Source organism: Dankookia rubra, from assembly GCF_004355005.1.
Classification (GTDB): domain Bacteria; phylum Pseudomonadota; class Alphaproteobacteria; order Acetobacterales; family Acetobacteraceae; genus Paracraurococcus; species Paracraurococcus ruber_A.
In genome coordinates, this window is record NZ_SMSJ01000091.1 from 1 (window position 1) to 20,140 (window position 20,140).

The window sequence follows — 20,140 nt, forward strand, 5'->3', positions numbered from 1 at the left end:
GCCGCGGCGGCGCCGCGCCCGGCTCGGCGCGCGGCCGGCGGCGCTGCTCGGCCGCGGCATCGGCGGCGCGGAGCACGGCGGAAAGGTCGGCGCCCGGCACCACCGGGCGGTTTCGGCGGAAGCGGAACAGGCTGCGGACGGGGGCGGCGACCCGGCCGAGCAGCCCGGCGGTGCCCCGCATCCCGGCGCTGCCGGCCTGGGCGACGCCGACCGTGCCCTTCTGCGCCGCGCGGCCGAGGCGCAGCCATTCGGCCGGCGAGAGCGCGAAGGCGGCGATGCCGAGCAGCACCGCCGCCAGCACCAGCGCGGCGGTGGAGAGCAGCCCGCCGAAGGGGCCGAGCAGCGCCTCCGCGCTGTCGTGCAGGGCGCGGGCGGTGATGCTGCCGCCGGCGCCGCCGGCCCCGGCGGCGGTCGGCAGGTTGGCCGGCAGCGGCGCCAGGGTCAGCGCCGCGCCGGCAACCGGCATGGCGGCCAGCAGCGCCGCCAGCCGCGCGGGAAACAGGCCGAGGCCGCGATGCGTCGCCAGCCGCCAGGCCCAGGCGAGCAGCGCCACGCCCGGCAGCGCGCCGGCCCAGCCGAAGCCCTGCAGCAGCAGGTCGGCCAGCATGGCGCCGGCCGGGCCGACCAGGTTGGCGGCCCGCCGGGTGGTGGCGGTCGAGAGCGAGGGATCGGCCGCGTCGTAGCTGGCCAGCGCGACCAGAAGCGCGAGCCCGGCCAGCCCGCAGGCGAGGCCGAGGAATTCGAAGAGCCGGCGGCGGATCGCCGCCTTGACCGCGGGGGAGGCGAAGCGGCGGACCCCGGCGAGCGGGGCGGAGGAAACGGAGACGCGGGTCGCGGGCATGGGCGCGGCGGATGTCCGGCTGGGATGAGGCGCCAAGACTAGCCCGCAAAGCCCTGAAAAAGCCAGGAGTCCCTCGCGCCGCAAGCGGAACGGCCCGGGCCTGTCCGGGCCGCCGAAAGGGCGCCGGCCCCTGCGGCCGGCGCCCTTTCCGCAAAAACCCCGGCGCCGGATCAGAAGATCTTGCTGAGGGTGAAGAGCACGCGGCCCTCGCAGATCCGCTGGCCGCCATCGGCGCGGCCGGCGACGGGGACGCATTCCTTCTTGTCGATGTTGGTGCCGTACCAGGCCAGCGTGCCGGTGAAGCCGGCATAGATCTCGCGCGAGACACCGATCGAGTACCAGAGGTAGTCGGGCGTGCCGAAGCGCGGGTTGTTCTGGATCCACTGGTAGCCGAGGCGGCCGGACCCCGTGACCTCGAAGGGCAGGGTGATGTCGACGCCGCCTTCGACGTAGTTGCCGGCGCCGGAGCGGCCGAAGAAGTTGGGCGAGTAGTTGTAGGCGGCCAGCAGCTTGACGATGTCGATGGTGTAGTTCGCCTTGATCCCGACCTCCTGGTACTCGTTCAGCTGGGTGCCGATCGCCTTGTCCTGGCCCGGATAGGTATAGGCGATGTAGCCGACGTCGAAGTTGATGTCGGCCAGGGTGAAGCGGTAGCCGGCCAGCAGGTCGAGTTCCTGCCGCGTGTCGTTCCAGGGGCCGCCGACGAACTTGGCGTTCGAGATGAAGGCGCCGACATAGACGCCGCTCGCGTGCTGGACGTCGAGCGTGCCCTGGAAGGCCCAGTTGTTGCGGGTCTGGCTGATGCCGCGGAAAAGGTAGTCGTTGGAGACCGCGGGCGTGGTGGTGACGGTCAGGCCGAGCGAGTCGATCGTCTGCTGCGCGGCGGCCGGCAGGACCGGCAGGATGAGGGCGGCGGCGGCCAAGGCGGCGCCCCGGAGCAGGGCGGCGGGCCGAGCCAGCAGCCCGGAAAGGTCGGTCATGGGCGAAAGATCCCCTGGTGGTGGATTAAACGTTCCGGTCGTTAACCGGCTGGTTCAGGCCTTGTCAAAAAAAGGGAGGAGGCTTGTCGCCTCCTCCCCCGGATCGCCCCGGCCTCAGGCCAGGCGTTCGCCGTGCTGGGTGACGTCGAGACCCTCGCGCTCCTCTTCCTCCGGCACGCGGAGGCCGACGATCACGTCGGTGATCTTCAGCAGGATGAAGGTGCCGATCGCGGTATAGGCGAAGACCGCGGCGGTCGCTTCCACCTGGATGATGAACTGGTCGAAGGAGCCGGAGTAGCCTTCCGGGGTCGCCGCGGTGGCCGAGAGCGCGCCATAGGCGAAGACGCCGGTCAGCAGGGAGCCGACGATGCCGCAGACGCCGTGCACGCCGAAGGCGTCCAGGCTGTCGTCGTAGCCGCAGAGGTGCTTCAGCGCGGTGGCGCCCCAGAAGCCCGCGAGGCCGGCGACCACGCCGATGATCAGCCCCGGCACCGGCAGCACGAAGCCGCTGGCGGGGGTGATGGCGACGAGGCCGGCGACCGCGCCGGAGATGGCGCCGAGGACGCTCGGCTTGCCCTTCGTCGCCCATTCCGCGAACATCCAGGACAGCGCCGCGGCGCCGGCGGCGACCTGCGTCGCCAGCATGGCCATGCCGGCCCGGGCGCCCGCGCCGACCGCGGAGCCCGCGTTGAAGCCGAACCAGCCCACCCAGAGCAGCCCCGCGCCGATCACGGCCAGCGCCAGGTTGTAGGGCGACATGTTGTCGTTGCCGTAGCCGACCCGCTTGCCGAGCACGAGCGCGCAGACCAGGCCGGCGACGCCGGCATTGACGTGGACCACCGTGCCGCCGGCGAAGTCGAGCGCGCCGAGGGCGAAGATCCAGCCGTTCGGATGCCACACCCAGTGCGCCACCGGGCTGTAGATCAGCACGGTCCAGAGGATGGTGAAGATCACCAGCGCGCTGAACTTCATCCGGTCGGCGAAGGCGCCGGTGATGAGCGCCGGGGTGATGACGGCGAAGGTCATCTGGAACATCAGGAAGACGGTCTCGGGGATGGTCGTCGCCACCGCCGCGTCGCCGCTGCCCAGCGTGAAGGGCTTGTCCCAGCTTTCCGCCAGGTTGGTCAGGAACAGCTTGGACAGGTCGCCGACATAGGCGTTGCCCTCGCCGAAGGCGAGGCTGTAGCCGATCACCGCCCAGGTCACCGTGACGATCGCGGTGATGGCGAAGCTCTGCATCATGGTGGCGAGCACGTTCTTCTTGCGGACCATGCCCGCGTAGAACAGCGCCAGGCCCGGGATGGTCATCATCAGCACCAGGGCGGTGGAGGTGAGCATCCAGGCGGTGTCGCCGGTATCGATCTTCGGACCTTCGTCCTGCGCCATGGCGGGCATGGCGGCGAGCAGCGCAACGGCGGCTCCGGCCAGCGCGCGTGCGGGCATCCTCATCGTGTAATCCCCTGTTCGTTCTGGATCGCTGGCGCTTACAGCGCCGCCACGTCGGTCTCGCCGGTGCGGATGCGCAGCGCGCGCTCCACGTCCAGCACGAAGATCTTGCCGTCGCCGATCTTGTCGGTGCGCGCCGCCTTGGCGATCGCCTCGCAGACCCCGTCGGCCAGCTCGTCGGGAACGACGACCTCGATCTTGATCTTGGGAAGGAAGCTCACCTGGTACTCCGCACCCCGGTAGATCTCCGTCTGTCCCTTCTGGCGACCGAAGCCCTTCACCTCGGTCACCGTCAGCCCCTGCACGCCGAGCGGAGTGAGCGCGTCGCGCACTTCGTCCAGCTTGAAGGGCTTGATGAATGCCATGACCAGCTTCATCTGCCCGCAGTCCTCCTGAAAATCCGGCGGGACAGACCTTCCAAATCCCGTGCCACCCCCGCACCGGCTCGCGGCGGCGCCGGTCGGCAGGCTCGAATCCGATATAACGGAGCCGTGATACGGGTTGCTGCGTCGCGGACCGGCCTGCGGAAACGCCGCTCATCCGCCGCTTTCCCGCAACCGATATGGTCCGCGCGCGGCCGGGCTGCCGGCATTGGAGACGGAATGCCCAAGACTTGGGCAGGGGCAGGGCAGGAGTCGGGCGGTGGTCCTGCGGGCGGCCTCCCCGGCCCCGCCTCCCCCCCTTTGGCCCCCCGGGTCCTTGACCCTGGCAGGGCTGGATGTGAGGAGACCGAGATGACCAACCGCTCCGCCGTCACCGTCTGCATCCTCGGCGCCGGCCCGGTGGGCGCGACGCTCGCCGCCACCCTTGCCGCCGCCGGCCTGCCCACCGCCGTGGTCGATGCCCAGCCGCTGCCGCCGATGGCGCTGCAGGATTTCGACGGCAGGGCCTATGCCATCGCCCTCACCTCGAAGCGCCTGCTGGAGGCCGCCGGCATCTGGGACCGCCTGCCGGAGCCGCCCTGCCCGATCCAGGGCATCCGCGTCGCCGACGGCCGCCCGGGCGAGCCGGCCTCCCCCCTCGCCCTGCAATTCGACGCCGCCGCCGTCTCCGACGAGCCCTTCGGCTTCATGGTCGAGGCGCGCAGCCTGCGGGTCGGGCTGAATGCCCGCCTGCCGGAGATGGCGAACCTGCAGGTCTTCGCCCCGGCGACCGCGACCGTCGAGCGCCGGGCCGAGGGCGCGACGGTGCGGCTCTCGACCGGCGAGGTGCTGGAGGCGCGGCTGGTCGTCGCCGCCGAGGGCCGCAACAGCCCCTTGCGGCGGCAGGCCGGCATCCGCACCGCGGTGCTCGACTACCACCAGATCGGCATGGTCGGCGCCTTCGCGCACGAGAAGCCGCACCGCAACATCGCGCTCGAGCAATTCCTGCCGAACGGGCCCTTCGCGCAGCTGCCGCTGTCCGGGCCGGGCGGCTTCGGAACGGCGGCCTATCCGCATGCCTCGGCCTTCGTCTGGGCCGACCGGACGGCGATCGCCCGGCGGATGCTGGCGCTCGACGACGCGGGCTTCGGGCGGGAGCTGGCGCGGCGGCTCGGCGACCATCTCGGCGCCATCCGGCCGATCGGCCGGCGCTGGTCCTATCCGCTGAGCGCGCTGCAGGTGGAGCGCTGGACGGACACGCGGCTCGCGCTGATCGGCGATGCCGCGCATGGCGTGCACCCGATCGCCGGCCAGGGGCTGAACCTCGGCTTCCGCGACGTCGCGGCGCTGGCCGAGGAGGTGATCGCGGCGGTCCATGCCGGGGCCGATCCGGGCGATGCGGCGGTGCTGGCGCGCTACCAGGCGCGGCGGCGGCCGGACACCATGCTGATGCTGTCGGGGATGCATGCGCTCGAGCGGCTCTTCGGCAACGACATCCCGCCGGTGCGCTGGGCAAGGCGGCTCGGGATCGCCGCGGTCGACCGCATCCCCGCGCTGAAGCGGGCCTTCGCCCGGCAGGCGATGGGCCTCGGGCCGGGGGTGACCGGGCTGCTGGCCGGACAGAAGCTGCTGACGGCGCCTGCGCGGTAAGCCGATGCCGCCCTGCCCCTGTCGGGGCGACAGTGGTCCAGGCATCGCAGGGCCGGCGCTTCACGTCCTGCGTGTTTCCACTCGGGACGAGCGCAGGACGGCGTCCGTCCGGCGCTCCTGGAAGCGCAGGGCAGACTCTGAACTATTGTCTTGTTCTGCGATTCGCGTCTCTCGGCGGTTCCGCCCGAGCCTGTCGCACTCTGGCTACCGCAGCCCGCGTCCGCCCGACCGGCCGCCGCCCGGGAAATTCGGGTCGCTTCCGGTATAGTAGTCCCGGTTGATCCCGCCGGGGCCGGCGCCTGACTGGCTGAGCGTGGGTTGCCCGGTGCTCGCATCGGTGCCGATCGGGGTGGAGCCGATGCTCCGGCTCGGCGGCTGGTTGCCGCAGGCGGGGAGCAGCAGCAGCAGGGCGATCATCGCGGGACGGAACATGCGGCACCTCCGGCCATCGAACCGCCGGGGCGGCGCCGGGTTGCCGCTACCTGCCCCGCTTCGGCGGATCGCGCGTCAGCCCCTTCGCCGCCAGCGCCCGCTCGTACTCCGCCCAGCGCTCGGCCTGTTCGCGGCCGAGCTGGTGCAGGTAGGCCCAGGAATAGATCCCGCTGTCATGCAGGTCGTCGAAGGCGATGCGGATGGCGTAGTGGCCGACCGGCTCCACCCGCAGGATGCCGACCTCCCGCCGCCCGGCGACCAGCACCTTCTGCCCCGGCCCATGCCCCTGCACCTCGGCCGAGGGGCTCTCGACCCGCAGGTACTCGGCCGGCAGGGCGAAGCTGGTGCCGTCGTCGAAGGCGATGTCGAGCCGCTTCTCGGCCCGCTTCAGGCGGATCTCGACCGGCGTCGGCACCGCGCCGGGCTCAGCCGTCGAGCGCCCGCGCCTCGTCCGGCAGCATGATCGGGATGCCGTCGCGGATCGGGTAGGCCAGGCGGGCCTGGTCGCTGACCAGCTCGCCGCGGCCGCGGTCGTAGCGCAGCGGGCCCTTGGTCACCGGGCAGACCAGGATCTCCAGCAGGGCGGGATCGACCTCGCCGCCGGGCGGCGGGGTGGTGGCTTGGGTATCGCTCATGGGAATCCTCTAGCTGATTTCCGGCACGGATTCACGCCTCCGGGCAAAAACGCCCTCCGGCGATCCGGGCCGAGTGGTTTCCGGCAGGGATTCACGCCTCCGGGCAAAGACGCCCTCCGGCGATCCGGGCCGAGTGGTTTCCGGCGCGGATTCACGCCTCCGGGCAAAGACGCCCTCCGGCGATCCGGGCCGGCTAGCTCGGCTTGCGGTCCGGCGGCATATCCCCGCCCCCGGGTTCGGCATGCGCGCCGATCCGCAGCAGGGACACCAGCATCTCCGCCCGCTCCTCCGGCGTCGCCGCCACCAGCAGGGCCTGTTTCTCGCGCACCTCGAAGGGGCAGACCATGGCCAGGGTCAGCACCAGCATCTCCTCCGAGGTCTGCTCGATCGCTTCCCAATTCGCCTCGATCCCGCGCGCCTGGAAGAAGGGCCGGAGCGCGCCGAGCAGCGTCGCGTGGTCCACCCCGACCGGCTTGTCGCCGAGGTCGAGGTCGGCCTCGAAGCCGGCATAGTCGGCCCGCACCCGGCGGTAGCCGCGGCGCATCGCCAGTTCCTCGGCCACCCGGAAGCGGATCACCCCGGTCAGGGTGATCAGCAGCCGGCCATCCTCCGTCTCGGCGAAGGAGGACAGCCGGCCGAGGCAGCCGATGCGGTAGAGGCCGGGGCCGGCCGCACCGTGCGGCGCCCCCGGCTCCGGCTGGATCATGCCGAACATCCGCCCAGTCGCCAGGCTGTCCTGGGTCATCGCCAGGTAGCGCGGCTCGAAGATGTTCAGCGGCAGGCGGCCGCCGGGCAGCAGCAGCGCGCCGGGCAGCGGGAAGACCGCGATCTCCGGCGGCAACTGGTCGAGGCTGGGATGGAAGGCGGCCAAGGTGCGGGGGTTACCGGAACAGCAGCGAGGAAAGCTTGCGCCGCCCCGCCAGGGTGGCAGGATCGTCGAAGCCCCAGGCCTCGAAGAATTTCAGCAGCTGCTTGCGCGCCGCCTCGTCGTTCCAGGCGCGGTCGCGCCGGATGGCGTCGAGCAGCGCCTCGACCGCGCCGGCGCGGTCCTCGTTGGCGTTCAGCGCGACGGCGAGGTCGATGCGGGCGGCATGGTCGTTCGGGTCGGCGGCCAGGCGCTGCTCGAATTCGGCCAGCTTGGCGCGGGCCTCGCGGCCTTCGGCGGCGAGCTCCAGCGCGCTGCGGACCGAGGCGACCTCCGGATGGCCGGCGAGCTTGGGCGGCAGGCTGGCGAGGACCTGCAGCGCCTGCTCCTCCTCGCCCAGCGCCATCAGGCTGCGGGCGACGCCGGCGAAGGCCTCGGCATTCTCGGGCTCCTGCTGCGCCAGCGAACCGAAGATCTCGAGCGCGCCCTGGTGGTCGCCCTCCTCGGCCGCGAGCTTCGCCTCGGCCAGCATGTCGGCGGTCGGCATCTGGCCGCCCGCCAGCTTCAGCAGGCCCTCGATGAACTTCTTCACCTCGCCCTCGGGCAGCGCGCCCTGGAAGAGGTCGGCGATCTGGCCCTGCCAGAAGGCGGCGACCGTCGGCACGGACTGCAGCGGCAGGCCGAGCTGGGTCAGCTGCTGGACCAGGGCGCGGTTCTTGTCGATGTCGATCTTGACCAGCTTGACCCGCCCGCCGGCGGCGCGGACCACCTTCTCCAGCGTCGGGGTCAGGGTCTTGCAGGGGCCGCACCAGGTTGCCCAGAAGTCGACCAGGACGGGGGTCTCGCGGCTGGCCTCCACCACGTCCTGCATGAAGGTCTTCTGGTCGCCGTCCTTGATCGGATCGGCGCCACCGCCCGCGGGACCGGCTGCCGGGCCCTGGCGGTTCGGGTCGAAGATGACGTCCATGGCGGCTGTTCCTCGGTCTTGTGGTCTTAGATGCCCCCGCCGGACGGGAGGGCAATGGGGGATGAGTCATCCGGCTCCCCCGGACCGGCAAGCGCTAGCCCGTGGCGGGCAGGATATCCAGGCACTCCGGCCGGTGGCCGAGGCTCTCCAGGAAGCGCAGCAGCCCGGCCGGGCGGATGGCGGTGGTCATGCTGTTGACCAGCGGGTGGAAGTGAACCCATTCGTGGTCCCGCAGCAAGCCGGCGTCGAGCACGATCCGCACCGCGCCGGGCGGCGCGTTGACCATGCCGAAGGGCGTGACCGAGCCGGGCAGCACGCCGAGCAGGGCCAGCAGGTCGGCGGCCGGGGCCATCTCCACCCGCCCGGCGCCGGCGATGCGTGCCAGGGCGTTGATCGAGACCTGCCGGTCCTCCTGCAGCACCGCCAGCAGGTGCGGCGCCATGGCCGTCCCCGGCACCCGCTTCGCCGGGCGGAGGAAAAGGTTCTTGCTGTGGCCTCCCGCCAGGGTGCCGCGCAGCGCCTGGCTCTCCGCCACGGTGAAGACCGGCGGATGCGTCGTGGTCCGCGCCTCGATGCCGAGCGCGTCGAGGCGGGCGAGGAGGCTGTCGGGGGTTTCGGCCATGCCGCGGTCCTGCCGTCGATCCGGTGGTGTCGCCCCGCGCGCGGCCGCGCGCAAGCGGTTCGGCCGAAACCCGGCCCGGCGCATATGGGGCCGGTGTGTTCCACCACACATCGTGGCCGGATTGCGGCGCCTAGCCTCCGCGCTGCCCGGCCCCGCGGCCGGGCCAATGCAGGAGATGACCATGCTCGACGCCCTGGGACCCTTCGGCGCCCCTGTCTGGCGCATCACCGAGAGCCTGGTGAACAAGGCGCAGGACAGCCTGTTCGGCCCGGCCGAGGCCGTGCGCAGCACGCGGGTGCTGATCTACAACCACAGCCCCTGGCCCTTGTACCTGCTCGGCGCCAGCTTCGAGAGCGGCGGCTTCGCCCCGGGCGGCCATCCGCCGGCGGTGATCGAGCCGAAGAGCGTTGGCGGCTACCGGGTGACAAGTCCCGAAGGCACCGCCGGCGTCACCGGCGCGGTGGTGCAGTACGGCTTCCGGCCGACCGACCAGTATCCCTGCCTCTGGCTCGTCACCTCCAACCCCTGCGGCGGCTGCAACAGCTGGAACGGCCAGGGCTACAACGGGCTGATGGTGCGTTTCTCCGGCTCGGTCGGGCCGGCCAACCAGGTGGACTACGACGTTTGGGACGCCACCGCGGCCTGAGGCCGCGGGACCCATGACGCGCGGCGGGCGGGCCCCTGGAATCCCCGCCCGCCTCGACGCGGGCAGGTGCCCTGGCCTAGACAGCGTCGCAACCGTGCCGCGCCCGATGGCTTGAGCCCGGACAACATCCCCTGCCGGAGAACAGCCCCATGCGCCGTCGCGCCCTTCTCGGCCTTGCCGCCACAGCCCTCGCCAGCCCCGCGCTCCCCGCCCCGGCCTGGGCGCAATCCGCAGCCGGCCAAGGCGCCGGCCTGCCGGACCAGCCGATCCGCATCGTGGTGCCCTTCGCGGCGGGCGGGCCGACCGACATCCCGGCCCGGCTGCTCGCGGAGGAGCTGGGCAAGGTCCTGCCGCAGCGCCCGGTGGTGGACAACCGCACCGGCGCCGGCGTGGTCGTCGGCACCGACGCCGTGGCGAAGTCGGCCAAGGACGGCGCGACGCTGCTCTACACCACCGTCGCCCATTCGGCGCTGCGGGCGATGTTCGCCCGCCTGCCCTTCGACCCGCTGGCCGACCTGCAGCCGGTGGCGCTGGTCGGCGTGATCCCGATGGTGCTGATGGCGAACCGGGACCTGCCGGTGAACAGCCTGGCCGACCTTATCGCGCTCTATCGCGCCAGTCCCGGCAAGTACGACTACGGCAGCGCCGGCAACGGCTCGGCCCTGCATCTCGCGGCCGAGCTCTTCCTGCGCGAGGCCGGCGGCCTGAAGGTCACCCACGTGCCCTATCGCGGCTCGGCCGCGGCGATGCCCGACCTGCTGAACGGCACCACCACCATGATGCTCGACGTCGCCAACAACACCCTACCCTATGTCCAGCGCGGCGAGGTGAAGGGGCTGGCGGTGAGCTCCGCCCGGCGCATCCCGCAATTGCCGGAGGTGCCGACCTTCGCCGAGGCCGGGCTGCCGGGCTACGAGGCCTATACCTGGCACATGGTCATGGCCCCGCGCGGCACGCCGGAGCCGGTGGTGACGGCGCTGAACCGGACCATCAACGGCGTGCTGGCCAAACCCGAGGTGCAGCAGCGACTCGCCGACCTGGCGCTGCAGGTCCGCACCGACAGCACGCCCGCCAGCGCCGAGGCCTGGCTGCGGGCCGAGACGGCGAAGTGGGAGCCGATCATCCGCGGCGCCGGCATCAAGCCGGACTGAGCTGGGCGCTGCCGCTCCCGGAAGCCTGATCGGCCCTGCGGTTGGGCGGACGGCCGCCGGGGCCACCTGTGCGGCATGGCCCCGACGCCGACCGCAACGCCCCTGCCCGGCGCGGATCACGACCGCGGCGCCTATGCCGCGGATGCGGCGGTGCATGCGGTCGGGCTGGCGGCGGCGGCCATCGCCTGCCTCGGCCTGGTGCTGGCGGCGCCGGAGGCGCCGGGGCGGCGGCTCGGCCTCGCGCTCGGGCTCTATGCCGGCGGGCTGCTGGCCATGCTGGGCTGCTCGGCCGCCTACAACCTGGCCGGGGCCGGGCGCTGGAAGCGGATCCTGCAGCGGCTGGACCATGCCGCCATCTTCCTGATGATCGCCGGCACCTATACGCCGGTGACGCTGCTGGGGATCGGCGGCGACTGGGGCTGGGGGCTCTTCGCCGTGGTCTGGGCCGGGGCGCTCGGCGGCGCCGCGCTCAAGCTGCTGGCGCCGGCGCGGATCGAGCGGGCGGCGATCGTGCTCTACCTGCTGCTCGGCTGGACCGGGCTGGTGGCGATCGAGCCGCTGCTGCGGGCGCTGGACTGGCCGGACCTCACGCTGCTGCTGCTGGGCGGGCTGTTCTACAGCCTCGGCGTGCGGCTGCACCTGGCGGAATGGCTGCGCTTCCACACCGCGCTCTGGCACGGCTGCGTGCTGGCCGGCGCGGCCTGCCACTACGCCGTGGTGCTGCGGATCACCGCCGCCGCGTAGCGCGGATACCCCGAGGTTCAGGAACGAGACGCGGGATCCGGGCTTCGCCCGGCGCGCAGCGCCGACACCCCGCATCCGCACCGTGGATGCCGCCTTGGGCAGGGCAGCCCGGGCAAGCAGCTCGTTGCTTGTTTGGTATTTTGTATACTGAATATAATATTTGGTTAAACATTCTTTTTCTGTCCGTTAACACATCAATGACTTCCATTCGAAACGGCCTTCCTGTCCGGTTACGAACACGCATTGGTTGTGCATCCCGGGCTCTATGATCCGAACTGGTGCAATTCGGCAGTCTGGTTCCCTAAACAGGAGGTTGCCTTGATTTTCTTCAACGTAGCGGGAATTGCGCTCTCCACCTCGGCCTCGCCGACGCGCTGGTTCAGCTCTTCCAGCTCGGGCATCCAGCTCACCGGCACCGCGGGCGCCGACGCCATCTCGGATTCCGGCAGCAATGCCACCCTGATCGGCGGCGCGGGCGACGACACCTATTGCGTGTGGAACGCGACCCACCTCGTCCTCGAAGCCCCCGGCGGCGGCATCGACACGCTGCAATCCTACGCCGCCCGGATCGTCCTGCCCGACCAGGTCGAGAACCTGCAGCTGATGTGGACGAACACCAGCGGCCTCGGCAACGCGCTCGACAACATCATCCAGGGGAGTGACGGGGCGCCGACCCTCAACGGTGGCGGCGGCAACGACGTGCTGTCCGGCGGCGCCGGTGCCGACCTCTTCGTCGTCGCCGCCGGCAATGGCAGCGACGTGATCCTCGACTTCGTCTCCGGCGTCGACCGCATCCGGCTGGAAGGCAGCTACGCGCTGCCCGACTTCGCGGCGGTCCGGGCGGCCATGACGCAGTCCGGCGCAGATGTGGTGCTCGACCTCGGCAACGGGGAAATCCTCGTGCTGCGGAACACCCAGGTCGATGGCTTCCGCGCGGCGGACTTCCAGCTGCCGATCGACCCGGCGCATCCCGGCATGCACCGCACCTTCTCGGAGGACTTCAACGGCTTCAGCGCCTCGGCCAGCGGTTCCGGCACGGTCTGGAAGACCAGCCTCGGCGTCATCCGGCAGGACCGGACGCTGGCCAACAACAAGGAGGCCGGGTACTACACGGACAGTTCGGTCGGCTCCGATCCCTTCAGCCTGGCCGACGGGGTGCTCGACATCACCGCCAGCCCAGGCAGCAACCCGCTGAACCTGCCCTATAATTCCGGCGTGATCACGACCGCGACCTCCTTCGCCCAGCGCTACGGGTATTTCGAGGCGCGGCTCGACCTGCCCGCCGGCAAGGGGTTCTGGCCGGCCTTCTGGCTGCTGCCGGCAAGCGGCGCCTGGCCGCCCGAGATCGACATCATGGAGGCGTTGGGCCAGGACCCGACCACCGCCTATGCTTCCCTGCACAGCGGGACCAGCGGCAACAGCACCATCCCGGTCAAGGCGCTCTATGACCTGAGCACCGGCTTCCATACCTATGGTCTGGACTGGAAGGCCGACACCATCGCCTGGTTCATCGACGGCATCGAGGTGGCCCGGGCGGCCACGCCGGCCGACATGAACCAGCCGATGTACATGGTTCTCAACCTGGCCGTGGGCGGCACGGGCAGCTGGGCCGGGGCCACGGACCCGAGCATGCCGACCGAACACCTGCTGATCGACTATGTCCGCGCCTGGCAATACGGCGACGGCATCGTCACCGGCCCGGGCGACGTCGTGAACTGCGGCGGCACCTACACGCTGAAGGCGGACGGGGTCAGCGATCTCTACGATTTCACCAAGGCCAAGGCGGCGCTGATCATGGATGCCTCCGGCCTGTCCACCAGCGGCACGCACACCGTCTGGGGCAGCCCGCTCGGCAGCACGGTGCGCGGGGGGCCCGGCAACGTGAACTTTTCAGGCGGCATCAGCGACGACAGCTTCAGCTTCGGCTCCGGCGTGTCGCGGGCCCAGGGCGGCGCGGGCAACGACACCTTCGTCCTGACGAAGGGCTGCATCGCCCCGAACGACCAGATCATCGATTTCCACGTGGACCTGGGCGATGGCGGCGAACACGACCTGCTGCAGCTGGTGGGCTTCAGCGCCGCCGCGCGTCTCGACTTCGTCGTGATGTCCGGAGGCGCCCAGGCCTACCGCATCGTCGACGGCGACTATGTCTCGCCCAACCTGCTCATCCAGGTCGCGAACGGCAGCGCCCGTCTCGGCAGCCTCGACATCCAATTCGGCTGAGCGTCCCTCCCGGGGCATGCCGTGGGAGGACGGCCACGCCGCTGGTCCTGGCACATGCGCGTGAGCGACGTCACCTGCCCCGATGCCGCCGCCGCGCGCCATGTTGTCGTCCGAATTCCGGGCTTTGTGTCGAGGCTTGGCCGCAGTCATGCGGGACACCTGCGTAGCCGGCACGCTTTCGCCGCCCGGGAGAATTTCGAACGATGAGAATCGCGCAGATTGCGCCACTGGCCGAATCCGTGCCGCCGCAGCTCTATGGCGGGACCGAGCGCGTCGTCTCCTTCCTGACCGAGGAACTGGTCGCGCAGGGGCACGACGTGACGCTCTTTGCCAGCGGCGATTCCGTCACCGCCGCCACGCTGGCGCCGATGTGCCCGCGCGCGCTGCGGCTCGACAAGACCGTCGGCGACCCGATGTCGCCGGTCTTCATGATGCTGGAGTCCGTGCTGCGCCGCGCGCACGAGTTCGACGTGCTGCATTTCCACCTCGACTACATGCCCTTCTCGCTGTTCAGCCGCCAGTCGGTGCCGCATGTGACGACGCTGCATGGCCGGCTCGACCTGCCGGAGATCTGGCCACACTACCGCACGCATACCGACGTGCCGCTGATCTCGATCTCGGACAGCCAGCGCCGGCCCATGGCCTGGGCGAACTGGGCGGCGACCATCCACCACGGCCTGCCGGAAAACCTGCTGCGGCCCGACGCTTCCGCGCAGCCCGGCTACCTCGCCTTCATCGGCCGCATCTCGCCCGAGAAGCGCGTCGACCGCGCGATCGAGATCGCCGGCCGCGCCGGCATGAAGCTGAAGATCGCGGCCAAGGTGGACCGCGCCGACCAGGACTACTTCGACGCGAAGATCCGCCCCCTGCTGACGCAGCCGCATGTCGAGTTCATCGGCGAGATCGCGGATTCGCAGAAGGCCGCCTTTCTCGCCGGCGCCCAGGCGCTGCTCTTCCCGATCGACTGGCCGGAGCCCTTCGGCCTGGTGATGATCGAGGCCATGGCCTGCGGCGTGCCGATCATCGCCTTCGACCACGGCTCGGTGCGGGAGGTGCTGGAGGACGGGCTGACCGGCTTCATCGTCGACGGCATGGACGCGGCGGTGCGCGCGGTGGACCGGGTGCCGGCGCTGTCCCGCGCCGCGGTGCGCCGGCGCTTCGAGCAGCGCTTCACCGCCCGCCGCATGGCGGAGGACCATGTTGCGCTCTACGAGCAGCTGGTGCGGGCGAAGCTGCCGCCGATGCGGGCGATCGCGGCCGAGTAAGGGCCGGGGAGGAGGTATCCTCCCCGCCGCTGCCTCTCGGCGCGCGGCCCCGCCACGCGGCGGGGCCGGATTTCTGGAATGGAAGCGTGGGATCCGGGGGAGGGCATGCCTCGCCCTCCCCGGATCCCGGTTTTTTCAGGCCAGCAGCACCGCGCCGATCTCGCCCCGCCGGCCCGGCACGCTCATCGCCACCGACTGTCCCTCCGCCCGGGCGAGCTGGACGTCGATCCGCGCGCCGCCCAGCGACAGGCCGCGCAGCAGCACCCGGTCGAGCCCCGCCGGCAGCACCGGCCGGTCCAGCCGCACCAGCCGCGCCGCCGGGTCGAAGGACAGGCCGAGGCAGGCGCCGAGCAACCCGATCGGCGCCGCCGCCGCCCAGGCCTGCGGCGCGCAGGCCACGGGATAGGCGGTCGGCCCCTGCCCGCCGCGCCGCGGGAAGCCGCAGAACAGCTCCGGCAGCCGCCGCAGGTCGAGCTTCCCCGCCGCCGCCGTCAGGCCTTCCAGCAGCTTCGCCGCCGCGGCGCGGTGGCCGTAATGGGCAAGGCCGAGCCCGACCAGCGCCGTGTCGTGCGGCCAGACCGAGCCGTTGTGGTAGCTCATCGGGTTGTAGCGCGCCTCGGACGTCGCCAGGGTCCGGATGCCCCAGCCGGAATGGAAGCTGCCATCCATCAACTGCCGCGCGACCGAAGCCGCCCGCTCGGGCGAGGCGAGGCCGCCCAGCAGCACATGCCCGGCATTCGAGGCGCGCACCCGGCAGGGCCGCTTCTCGCCGTCCAGCGCCAGCGCATAGGTGCCGAGCTCGTCGCACCAGAAGCTCGCCTCGAAGCGCTGCCGCAGCGCCTCGGCCTTGGCCTCCATCGCCGCGGCGCGGTCCTCGCCGAGGCCCAGCGCGCGAGCGATGCGGGCGGCGCCGCGCCAGGCGGCGAAGACATAGGCCTGCACCTCGCAGAGCGCGATCGGCCCCTTGGCCAGCGTGCCGTCGGCGTGGGAGATCGAATCCCAGCTGTCCTTCCAGCCCTGGTTGGCGAGGCCCGATTCCTTCATCCGGCCGTATTCGACGAAGCCGTCGCCGTCGCGGTCGCCATGCTGCTCGATCCAGCCGAGCGCCGCCTCGATGTTCGGCCAAAGCGGGCGCAGCGCCTCGGCATCGCCGGTGCGCCCCAGCCAGGCACCGGCCAGCGCCACGAACAAGGGCGTCGAATCGATGCTGCCGTAGTAGCGGCGGAACGGCACCTCCCCCAGCTCCGCCATCTCGCCGTAGCGCACCTCGTGCAGGATCTTGCCCGGCTCGGCATCGGCGGCGGCATCGAAGCCGGCCGCCTGCATCGTGGCGAGGTGCCGCAGCACGCCGAGCGCCAGCGCCGGGTCGAGCCAGAGCGTCAGCCAGGCGGTGATCAGCGAATCCCGGCCGAAGACGGTGCTGAACCAGGGCACCCCGGCATAGGGGAAGGGTCCCTCCGGCGTTTGCGTGCTCAGCATGGTCAGGTCGGCGCGGGACCGGCCGATCATCTCGTCGAAACCGCTGTCGGCGGTGTTGACGCTGGCCGAGCGCGCCTGCACCGCCCGCCGCGCCCGGCTGTCCTCCCAGAGCGCCCGGAGGAAGGCGGCATCGGCCGGCTCGCGCGGGGCGTGGTCGGGGTTGCAGCGGGTCTCGACCAGCAGGGTCACGCGCTGCCCGGGCACCAGCGCCAGGTCGAAGACCGCCTGATCCGGCGTCAGCCGGTCCGGCGCCGGCTCGAAGCGCAGCCGCGTCTCCCGCCGCCGCTCGTCGAGCCCGGTATAGGCCAGGGTGATCGCGGACGCCTCCGCCACCGGCGGGTGCAGCGTGCCGCGGCGGGCGCGGACCTCGCCGCGCACCTCGAAGAGGTCGGCGAAGTCGGCGGCGACCTGCAGCCCCACCTCGACCCGCAGCGGCTGCTCGCCATGGTTCCGCACCGTCAGCCGCTCGTAGCAGACCCCGTTGCGGAGGAAGGTGGAGCGGCGGAGGTGCACCAGGTCCTTCTCGATCGCGCCGCGGCCGGGCCGGGCCGGCAGGTCCGGGTTGGTCAGGTCGCAGGTCAGCATGGCGCCGTCGTCGGAGACGGCGGAGCTCAGCAGCAGCGGCTTGCGGCCGGAGACCGTCAGCTCAAGCCGCGACAGGTGGCGCGTGTCGCGGTGATAAAGCCCCTCCGGCCCGCCGGGCACGGCATGGGCGTCGCCGCTGTGGTTCAGCACGGCGAAGGTGTCGTCGCCCTTCAGCACCCGCGGCCGCATCTCCTGCAGGGAGATGCCGGCAGTGATCGAATGCGCGTCCGCGCCGTCATCCGTCAGCACGGCATCGGCCTGGGGGTGGGACATGGCGGTTTCCTCGGGCCCGGTGGTGGAACAGCAGGGCACAGCCGGGGGCACCGGCCGCAACCCGCGATGATGCATGATGACGCATGCGTGACACCGAAGCGGCGATCGGCGTCAGGCCGGCGCGAAGCCCAGCGCGGCGAGGCGGGCCCTGACCCCGGGGGCCTGCAGCGCGGCGAGGAAGGCCTGGACGGCGGGACGCGCCGCCCGCGCCTCGGGCAGGAAGAAGTCGTAGTGCTCGTCGGCGAGCGGCAGGAAGCCGAGGCCGTAGGCTTCCGCCACCGTGGCGATGGCGACGCCCCAATCGGCGCGGCCCTGCGCCACCGCGGCGGCGACGGCGTTGTGCGACTTCGGCTGGTTGGCATGGCCCGGCGGCCGCGCCCCGCCGAGCAACCCGTCGAGCAGGATGCGGGTGCCGCTGCCGGCATTGCGGTTGACCAGCAGCAGGCCGGGATCGGCGGCGGCGCGGCGGATCGCCTCCGGCCCCGGCAGCCCCTCGAATCGCGGATCGCCGCGGCGGTGGACCACGCCCTGCAGCCGGCGCCAGCCCGGCACCAGCCGCAGGCCGGGAGCCAGGAAGGGCGCGTTGTAGGTGCCGCTGGCGGGGTCCAGCAGATGCGCGCCGGCCAGGTCGCATTCGCCCCGCTTCGCCGCCGCCAGCCCGCCGAGGCTGCCCACCGCCAGCGTCCGGCCGCGGATGCCCTGCGCCGCCAGCGCCTCCAGCACCGCGTCGAGGCCGAGGCAGTGGCTGCCGATGATCGTCAGGTCGGGCGGCCGGGACGTGCCGATGAGGCGGACGCCGACCTCGGCGCCGGCCTCCGCCCCCTGGTCGAGCGCCGGGATGGCGAAGAAGCCGTCGGCCTGGGAGAAGGCGGTGACGCTGCCCGAGCCCTTGCCGAGCGGGAAGGCACGCAATCTCTCCCCCGCCTCGGCGAGGGAGGCCATGACATATTCGGTGCGGCCCAGCTCGCTCGGGGTGCGGACCGCCAGCGTCGCCGCGACCTCCGCCTCCTCCCGTGCCGGCAGGCCGGCCAGTGCCCGGATGACGGGGACGACGAATTCCTGGAAGGTGAAGACAGCGCTGGTCGGAAAGCCCGGCAGGATCGCCACCGGCCTGGTCCCGACCGCGGCGAGGCAGAGCGGCTTGCCCGGCTTCAGCGCCACGCCGTGCACCAGCACGCCGGGTGGATCCAGCCGCGCCAGGATGCGGTGCGAGACATCGCCGGCGCCCTTGCTGGTGCCGCCCGACATCACCACCAGGTCGGCGGCCTCCAGCGCCCGCCGCACCGCGGCTTCCAGCACCGCCTCGTCGTCGCGGAAGATGCCCAGGGGCAGCGGCTCGCCGCCATGCTCGGCCACCGCGGCGCAGAGGATCGCGGCGTTGCTGTCGTGGATGCCGCCGGGCGGCAGCGGCGCGCCGGGCGGCACCAGCTCGTCGCCGGTCGAGAGCACCGCGACGCGCGGCCGGCGCACCACCGGCACCTCCGCCAGGCCGGCGGCGGCCAGCATGCCGATCTCCCGGCTGGTGACCGGGGTGCCGGGGCGCAACAGCGCCTCGCCGCGGGCGATGTCGCTGCCGGCGAAGGCGATGCACTGGCCGGGCGCCGCGGCGCGGGACAGCAGCATGACAGGACCTTCGGGGCCTTCCTCCAGGGCGGTCTGCTCGATCATGACGACCGCATCGGCGCCGCGCGGCACGACGCCGCCGGTGGCGATGGCGGTCGCGCTGCCCGGTGCGACCTCGATCGCCGGCGACACGCCGCAGGCCAGCACCTCCGGGTTCAGCCGGAAGCGGCGCGGCGCCGCCTCGGAGGCACCGGCGCTGTCCGCGGCGCGGAGCGCGAAGCCGTCCACCGAGGAGCGGTCGAAGGGCGGCGCATCGGCCAGCGCCGCGACGCCCCGCGCCACGACCCGGCCGAGGCTGGCGGCCAGCGGCACCATCTCCGCCGGCAGCGGCCGCAGGTCGAGCGCCGCCCGGAAGCGCCGGGTGGCCTCCGCGGCGGAGACGATGTCGAGGAACTGCTCCTGCCGCGCGGCGCGGCGGATGCGGTCGAGCAGGGCGTCGGGGTCAGGCATGCGGGCTCATAGCGGCTGAAGCGCGACGGTGGTTCCAGCCTCGAAGCCTTCGACGCCCGGGGGGACGAGAAGCAGCGCATCGGCCGCCGCCAGCAGCCCGGCCGGCAGGGCGCCGACGGCCAGGGGCTCGGCGAGATCGGGCGCCAGCAGCCGCACCGGGACGATCTCCAGCAGTCCGACGGCGGAGGCGACCTTCCGCGCCAGCCGGGCCTGGACCGGGACGGGCGGCGGCGCCCCGGCCAGGTGCCGCAGGGCGGGGCGGCCGAGCAGGTACCAGGCGGCCAGCGCCTCCTCCGCCCGGACCGGGAGCAGCAGGGCGGGCCGCCCGGCCGCCATGCCGAGCCCCGCCGCCATGCCCGGCCGGGCGCCGAGGCCCTGCAGCAAAGGCTCGGCGCCCAGGGTTCCGGGGTCGCCGGCCAGCAGCATCAGGTCGGGCTCGCCCGCATCGATCTCAGCTCCCTCGGCCGCCACCAGCGCGGCGAGGAGCGGCCGGAGCGCGGCCTCGCCCGCCCAGCCGATGCGCGGCAGCCGCACCGCGACCTGCCCGATCCCGCAGGCGGCCAGCGCCGGCAGGTCGCGCGGCGCCAGCCGCTCGCCGGCCCGGCGCAGCAGCGTGCCGGCGGCGACCTCCTCGCCCGGCAGCCGCACCCCCTCGCCCGGCGCCACCGGCTCGAGCACCTGGGCGAAGGGGCCGTCGAGGTCAAGGGCGAAGGGCGGCAGCACGGCATCGGTGCCGGCGGGCAGCAGGTCGCCGGGCGCGACCCGGGCGGGCGCCGCCGCCAGCGGCACCGGGGCATAGGGGCCGGCGCCGAGCGTGTCCGCCGCCGCCACCGCCCAGCCCGGCTGGAAGGCCATCGGCGCCGGCGGCACCGGGCCGGGCGCCACCAGCGGTGCCGCCAGC

General features: G+C 72.6%; 18 protein-coding genes and 1 pseudogene. 6 read left to right on the top strand and 13 right to left on the bottom strand.

Annotation, left to right across the window (positions count from 1 at the left end; translation table 11 throughout):
- The 4 genes from E2C06_RS30160 to E2C06_RS30175 all read right to left on the bottom strand — a co-directional run.
- A partial coding sequence (locus tag E2C06_RS30160) for a DNA translocase FtsK 4TM domain-containing protein (RefSeq protein WP_193560523.1) occupies window positions 1-841 on the bottom strand: 841 nt, incomplete at its 3' end.
- 170 nt (window positions 842-1,011) lie between these two features.
- The gene (locus E2C06_RS30165) at window positions 1,012-1,821 is read right to left on the bottom strand and encodes a TorF family putative porin (RefSeq protein ID WP_133292286.1); all 810 of its coding nucleotides are present in this window, start codon (window positions 1,819-1,821) and stop codon (window positions 1,012-1,014) included.
- Window positions 1,822-1,935: 114 nt separating this feature from the next.
- On the bottom strand, window positions 1,936-3,270 hold the full coding sequence (locus E2C06_RS30170) for an ammonium transporter (protein ID WP_133292287.1): 1,335 nt from the start codon (window positions 3,268-3,270) through the stop codon (window positions 1,936-1,938).
- Window positions 3,271-3,305: 35 nt separating this feature from the next.
- Window positions 3,306-3,644 carry a P-II family nitrogen regulator gene (locus E2C06_RS30175; RefSeq protein WP_133292288.1) on the bottom strand — a complete coding sequence of 113 codons (339 nt, stop codon included), beginning with the start codon at window positions 3,642-3,644 and terminating at the stop codon, window positions 3,306-3,308.
- A gap of 357 nt (window positions 3,645-4,001) precedes the next feature.
- On the opposite strand from E2C06_RS30175, the gene E2C06_RS30180 reads away from it, so the two are divergent.
- Window positions 4,002-5,279, top strand: coding sequence for an FAD-dependent monooxygenase (locus tag E2C06_RS30180; protein ID WP_133292289.1), 1,278 nt, complete (start codon window positions 4,002-4,004; stop codon window positions 5,277-5,279).
- Window positions 5,280-5,483: 204 nt separating this feature from the next.
- Here the strand turns inward: E2C06_RS30180 and E2C06_RS30185 are convergent, their stop codons facing one another.
- The 6 genes from E2C06_RS30185 to E2C06_RS30210 all read right to left on the bottom strand — a co-directional run bounded on the left by E2C06_RS30185 (window position 5,484) and on the right by E2C06_RS30210 (window position 8,800).
- The gene (locus E2C06_RS30185; RefSeq protein ID WP_133292290.1) at window positions 5,484-5,711 is read right to left on the bottom strand and encodes a hypothetical protein; all 228 of its coding nucleotides are present in this window, start codon (window positions 5,709-5,711) and stop codon (window positions 5,484-5,486) included.
- Between the two features lie 46 nt (window positions 5,712-5,757).
- Complete coding sequence (locus E2C06_RS30190) at window positions 5,758-6,126, bottom strand: gamma-butyrobetaine hydroxylase-like domain-containing protein (RefSeq protein WP_133292291.1); 369 nt, start codon at window positions 6,124-6,126, stop codon at window positions 5,758-5,760.
- Window positions 6,127-6,136: 10 nt separating this feature from the next.
- Window positions 6,137-6,346, bottom strand: a complete 210-nt coding sequence (locus E2C06_RS30195; RefSeq protein WP_133292292.1) for a Trm112 family protein — start codon at window positions 6,344-6,346, stop codon at window positions 6,137-6,139.
- Between the two features lie 193 nt (window positions 6,347-6,539).
- Window positions 6,540-7,217: an LON peptidase substrate-binding domain-containing protein gene (locus E2C06_RS30200; protein WP_133292293.1), complete on the bottom strand. Its 678-nt coding sequence runs from the start codon at window positions 7,215-7,217 to the stop codon at window positions 6,540-6,542.
- Window positions 7,218-7,227: 10 nt separating this feature from the next.
- Window positions 7,228-8,178, bottom strand: a complete 951-nt coding sequence (locus E2C06_RS30205; RefSeq protein ID WP_133292294.1) for a thioredoxin family protein — start codon at window positions 8,176-8,178, stop codon at window positions 7,228-7,230.
- A 94-nt stretch (window positions 8,179-8,272) separates the two neighbouring features.
- Window positions 8,273-8,800, bottom strand: coding sequence for a prolyl-tRNA synthetase associated domain-containing protein (locus E2C06_RS30210; RefSeq protein ID WP_133292295.1), 528 nt, complete (start codon window positions 8,798-8,800; stop codon window positions 8,273-8,275).
- A gap of 181 nt (window positions 8,801-8,981) precedes the next feature.
- Here E2C06_RS30210 and E2C06_RS30215 point away from each other — a divergent pair, with 181 nt between their 5' ends.
- The 5 genes from E2C06_RS30215 (at window position 8,982) to E2C06_RS30240 (ending at window position 14,829) form a co-directional block, all read left to right on the top strand.
- The gene (locus E2C06_RS30215; protein WP_133292296.1) at window positions 8,982-9,446 is read left to right on the top strand and encodes a hypothetical protein; all 465 of its coding nucleotides are present in this window, start codon (window positions 8,982-8,984) and stop codon (window positions 9,444-9,446) included.
- Between the two features lie 149 nt (window positions 9,447-9,595).
- Complete coding sequence (locus E2C06_RS30220; RefSeq protein ID WP_133292297.1) at window positions 9,596-10,597, top strand: Bug family tripartite tricarboxylate transporter substrate binding protein; 1,002 nt, start codon at window positions 9,596-9,598, stop codon at window positions 10,595-10,597.
- 75 nt (window positions 10,598-10,672) lie between these two features.
- The gene (gene trhA, locus E2C06_RS30225; protein WP_133292298.1) at window positions 10,673-11,341 is read left to right on the top strand and encodes a PAQR family membrane homeostasis protein TrhA; all 669 of its coding nucleotides are present in this window, start codon (window positions 10,673-10,675) and stop codon (window positions 11,339-11,341) included.
- A 318-nt stretch (window positions 11,342-11,659) separates the two neighbouring features.
- Window positions 11,660-13,564 (top strand): family 16 glycosylhydrolase, encoded by a 1,905-nt coding sequence (locus E2C06_RS30235; RefSeq protein ID WP_165982765.1) that lies wholly within the window; start codon window positions 11,660-11,662, stop codon window positions 13,562-13,564.
- A 203-nt stretch (window positions 13,565-13,767) separates the two neighbouring features.
- Window positions 13,768-14,829 (top strand): glycosyltransferase family 4 protein, encoded by a 1,062-nt coding sequence (locus tag E2C06_RS30240; RefSeq protein ID WP_133292301.1) that lies wholly within the window; start codon window positions 13,768-13,770, stop codon window positions 14,827-14,829.
- A 135-nt stretch (window positions 14,830-14,964) separates the two neighbouring features.
- On the opposite strand, the gene E2C06_RS30245 is transcribed toward E2C06_RS30240, so the two are convergent.
- The 3 genes and pseudogenes from E2C06_RS30245 to E2C06_RS30255 form a co-directional block, all read right to left on the bottom strand.
- On the bottom strand, window positions 14,965-17,166 hold the full coding sequence (locus E2C06_RS30245; protein ID WP_133292302.1) for an amylo-alpha-1,6-glucosidase: 2,202 nt from the start codon (window positions 17,164-17,166) through the stop codon (window positions 14,965-14,967).
- Between the two features lie 111 nt (window positions 17,167-17,277).
- Window positions 17,278-19,239, bottom strand: coding sequence for a molybdopterin biosynthesis protein (locus E2C06_RS30250; RefSeq protein ID WP_133292303.1), 1,962 nt, complete (start codon window positions 19,237-19,239; stop codon window positions 17,278-17,280).
- Between the two features lie 6 nt (window positions 19,240-19,245).
- Window positions 19,246-20,140 (bottom strand): annotated as a pseudogene (locus E2C06_RS30255) (hypothetical protein); the annotation flags it as partial.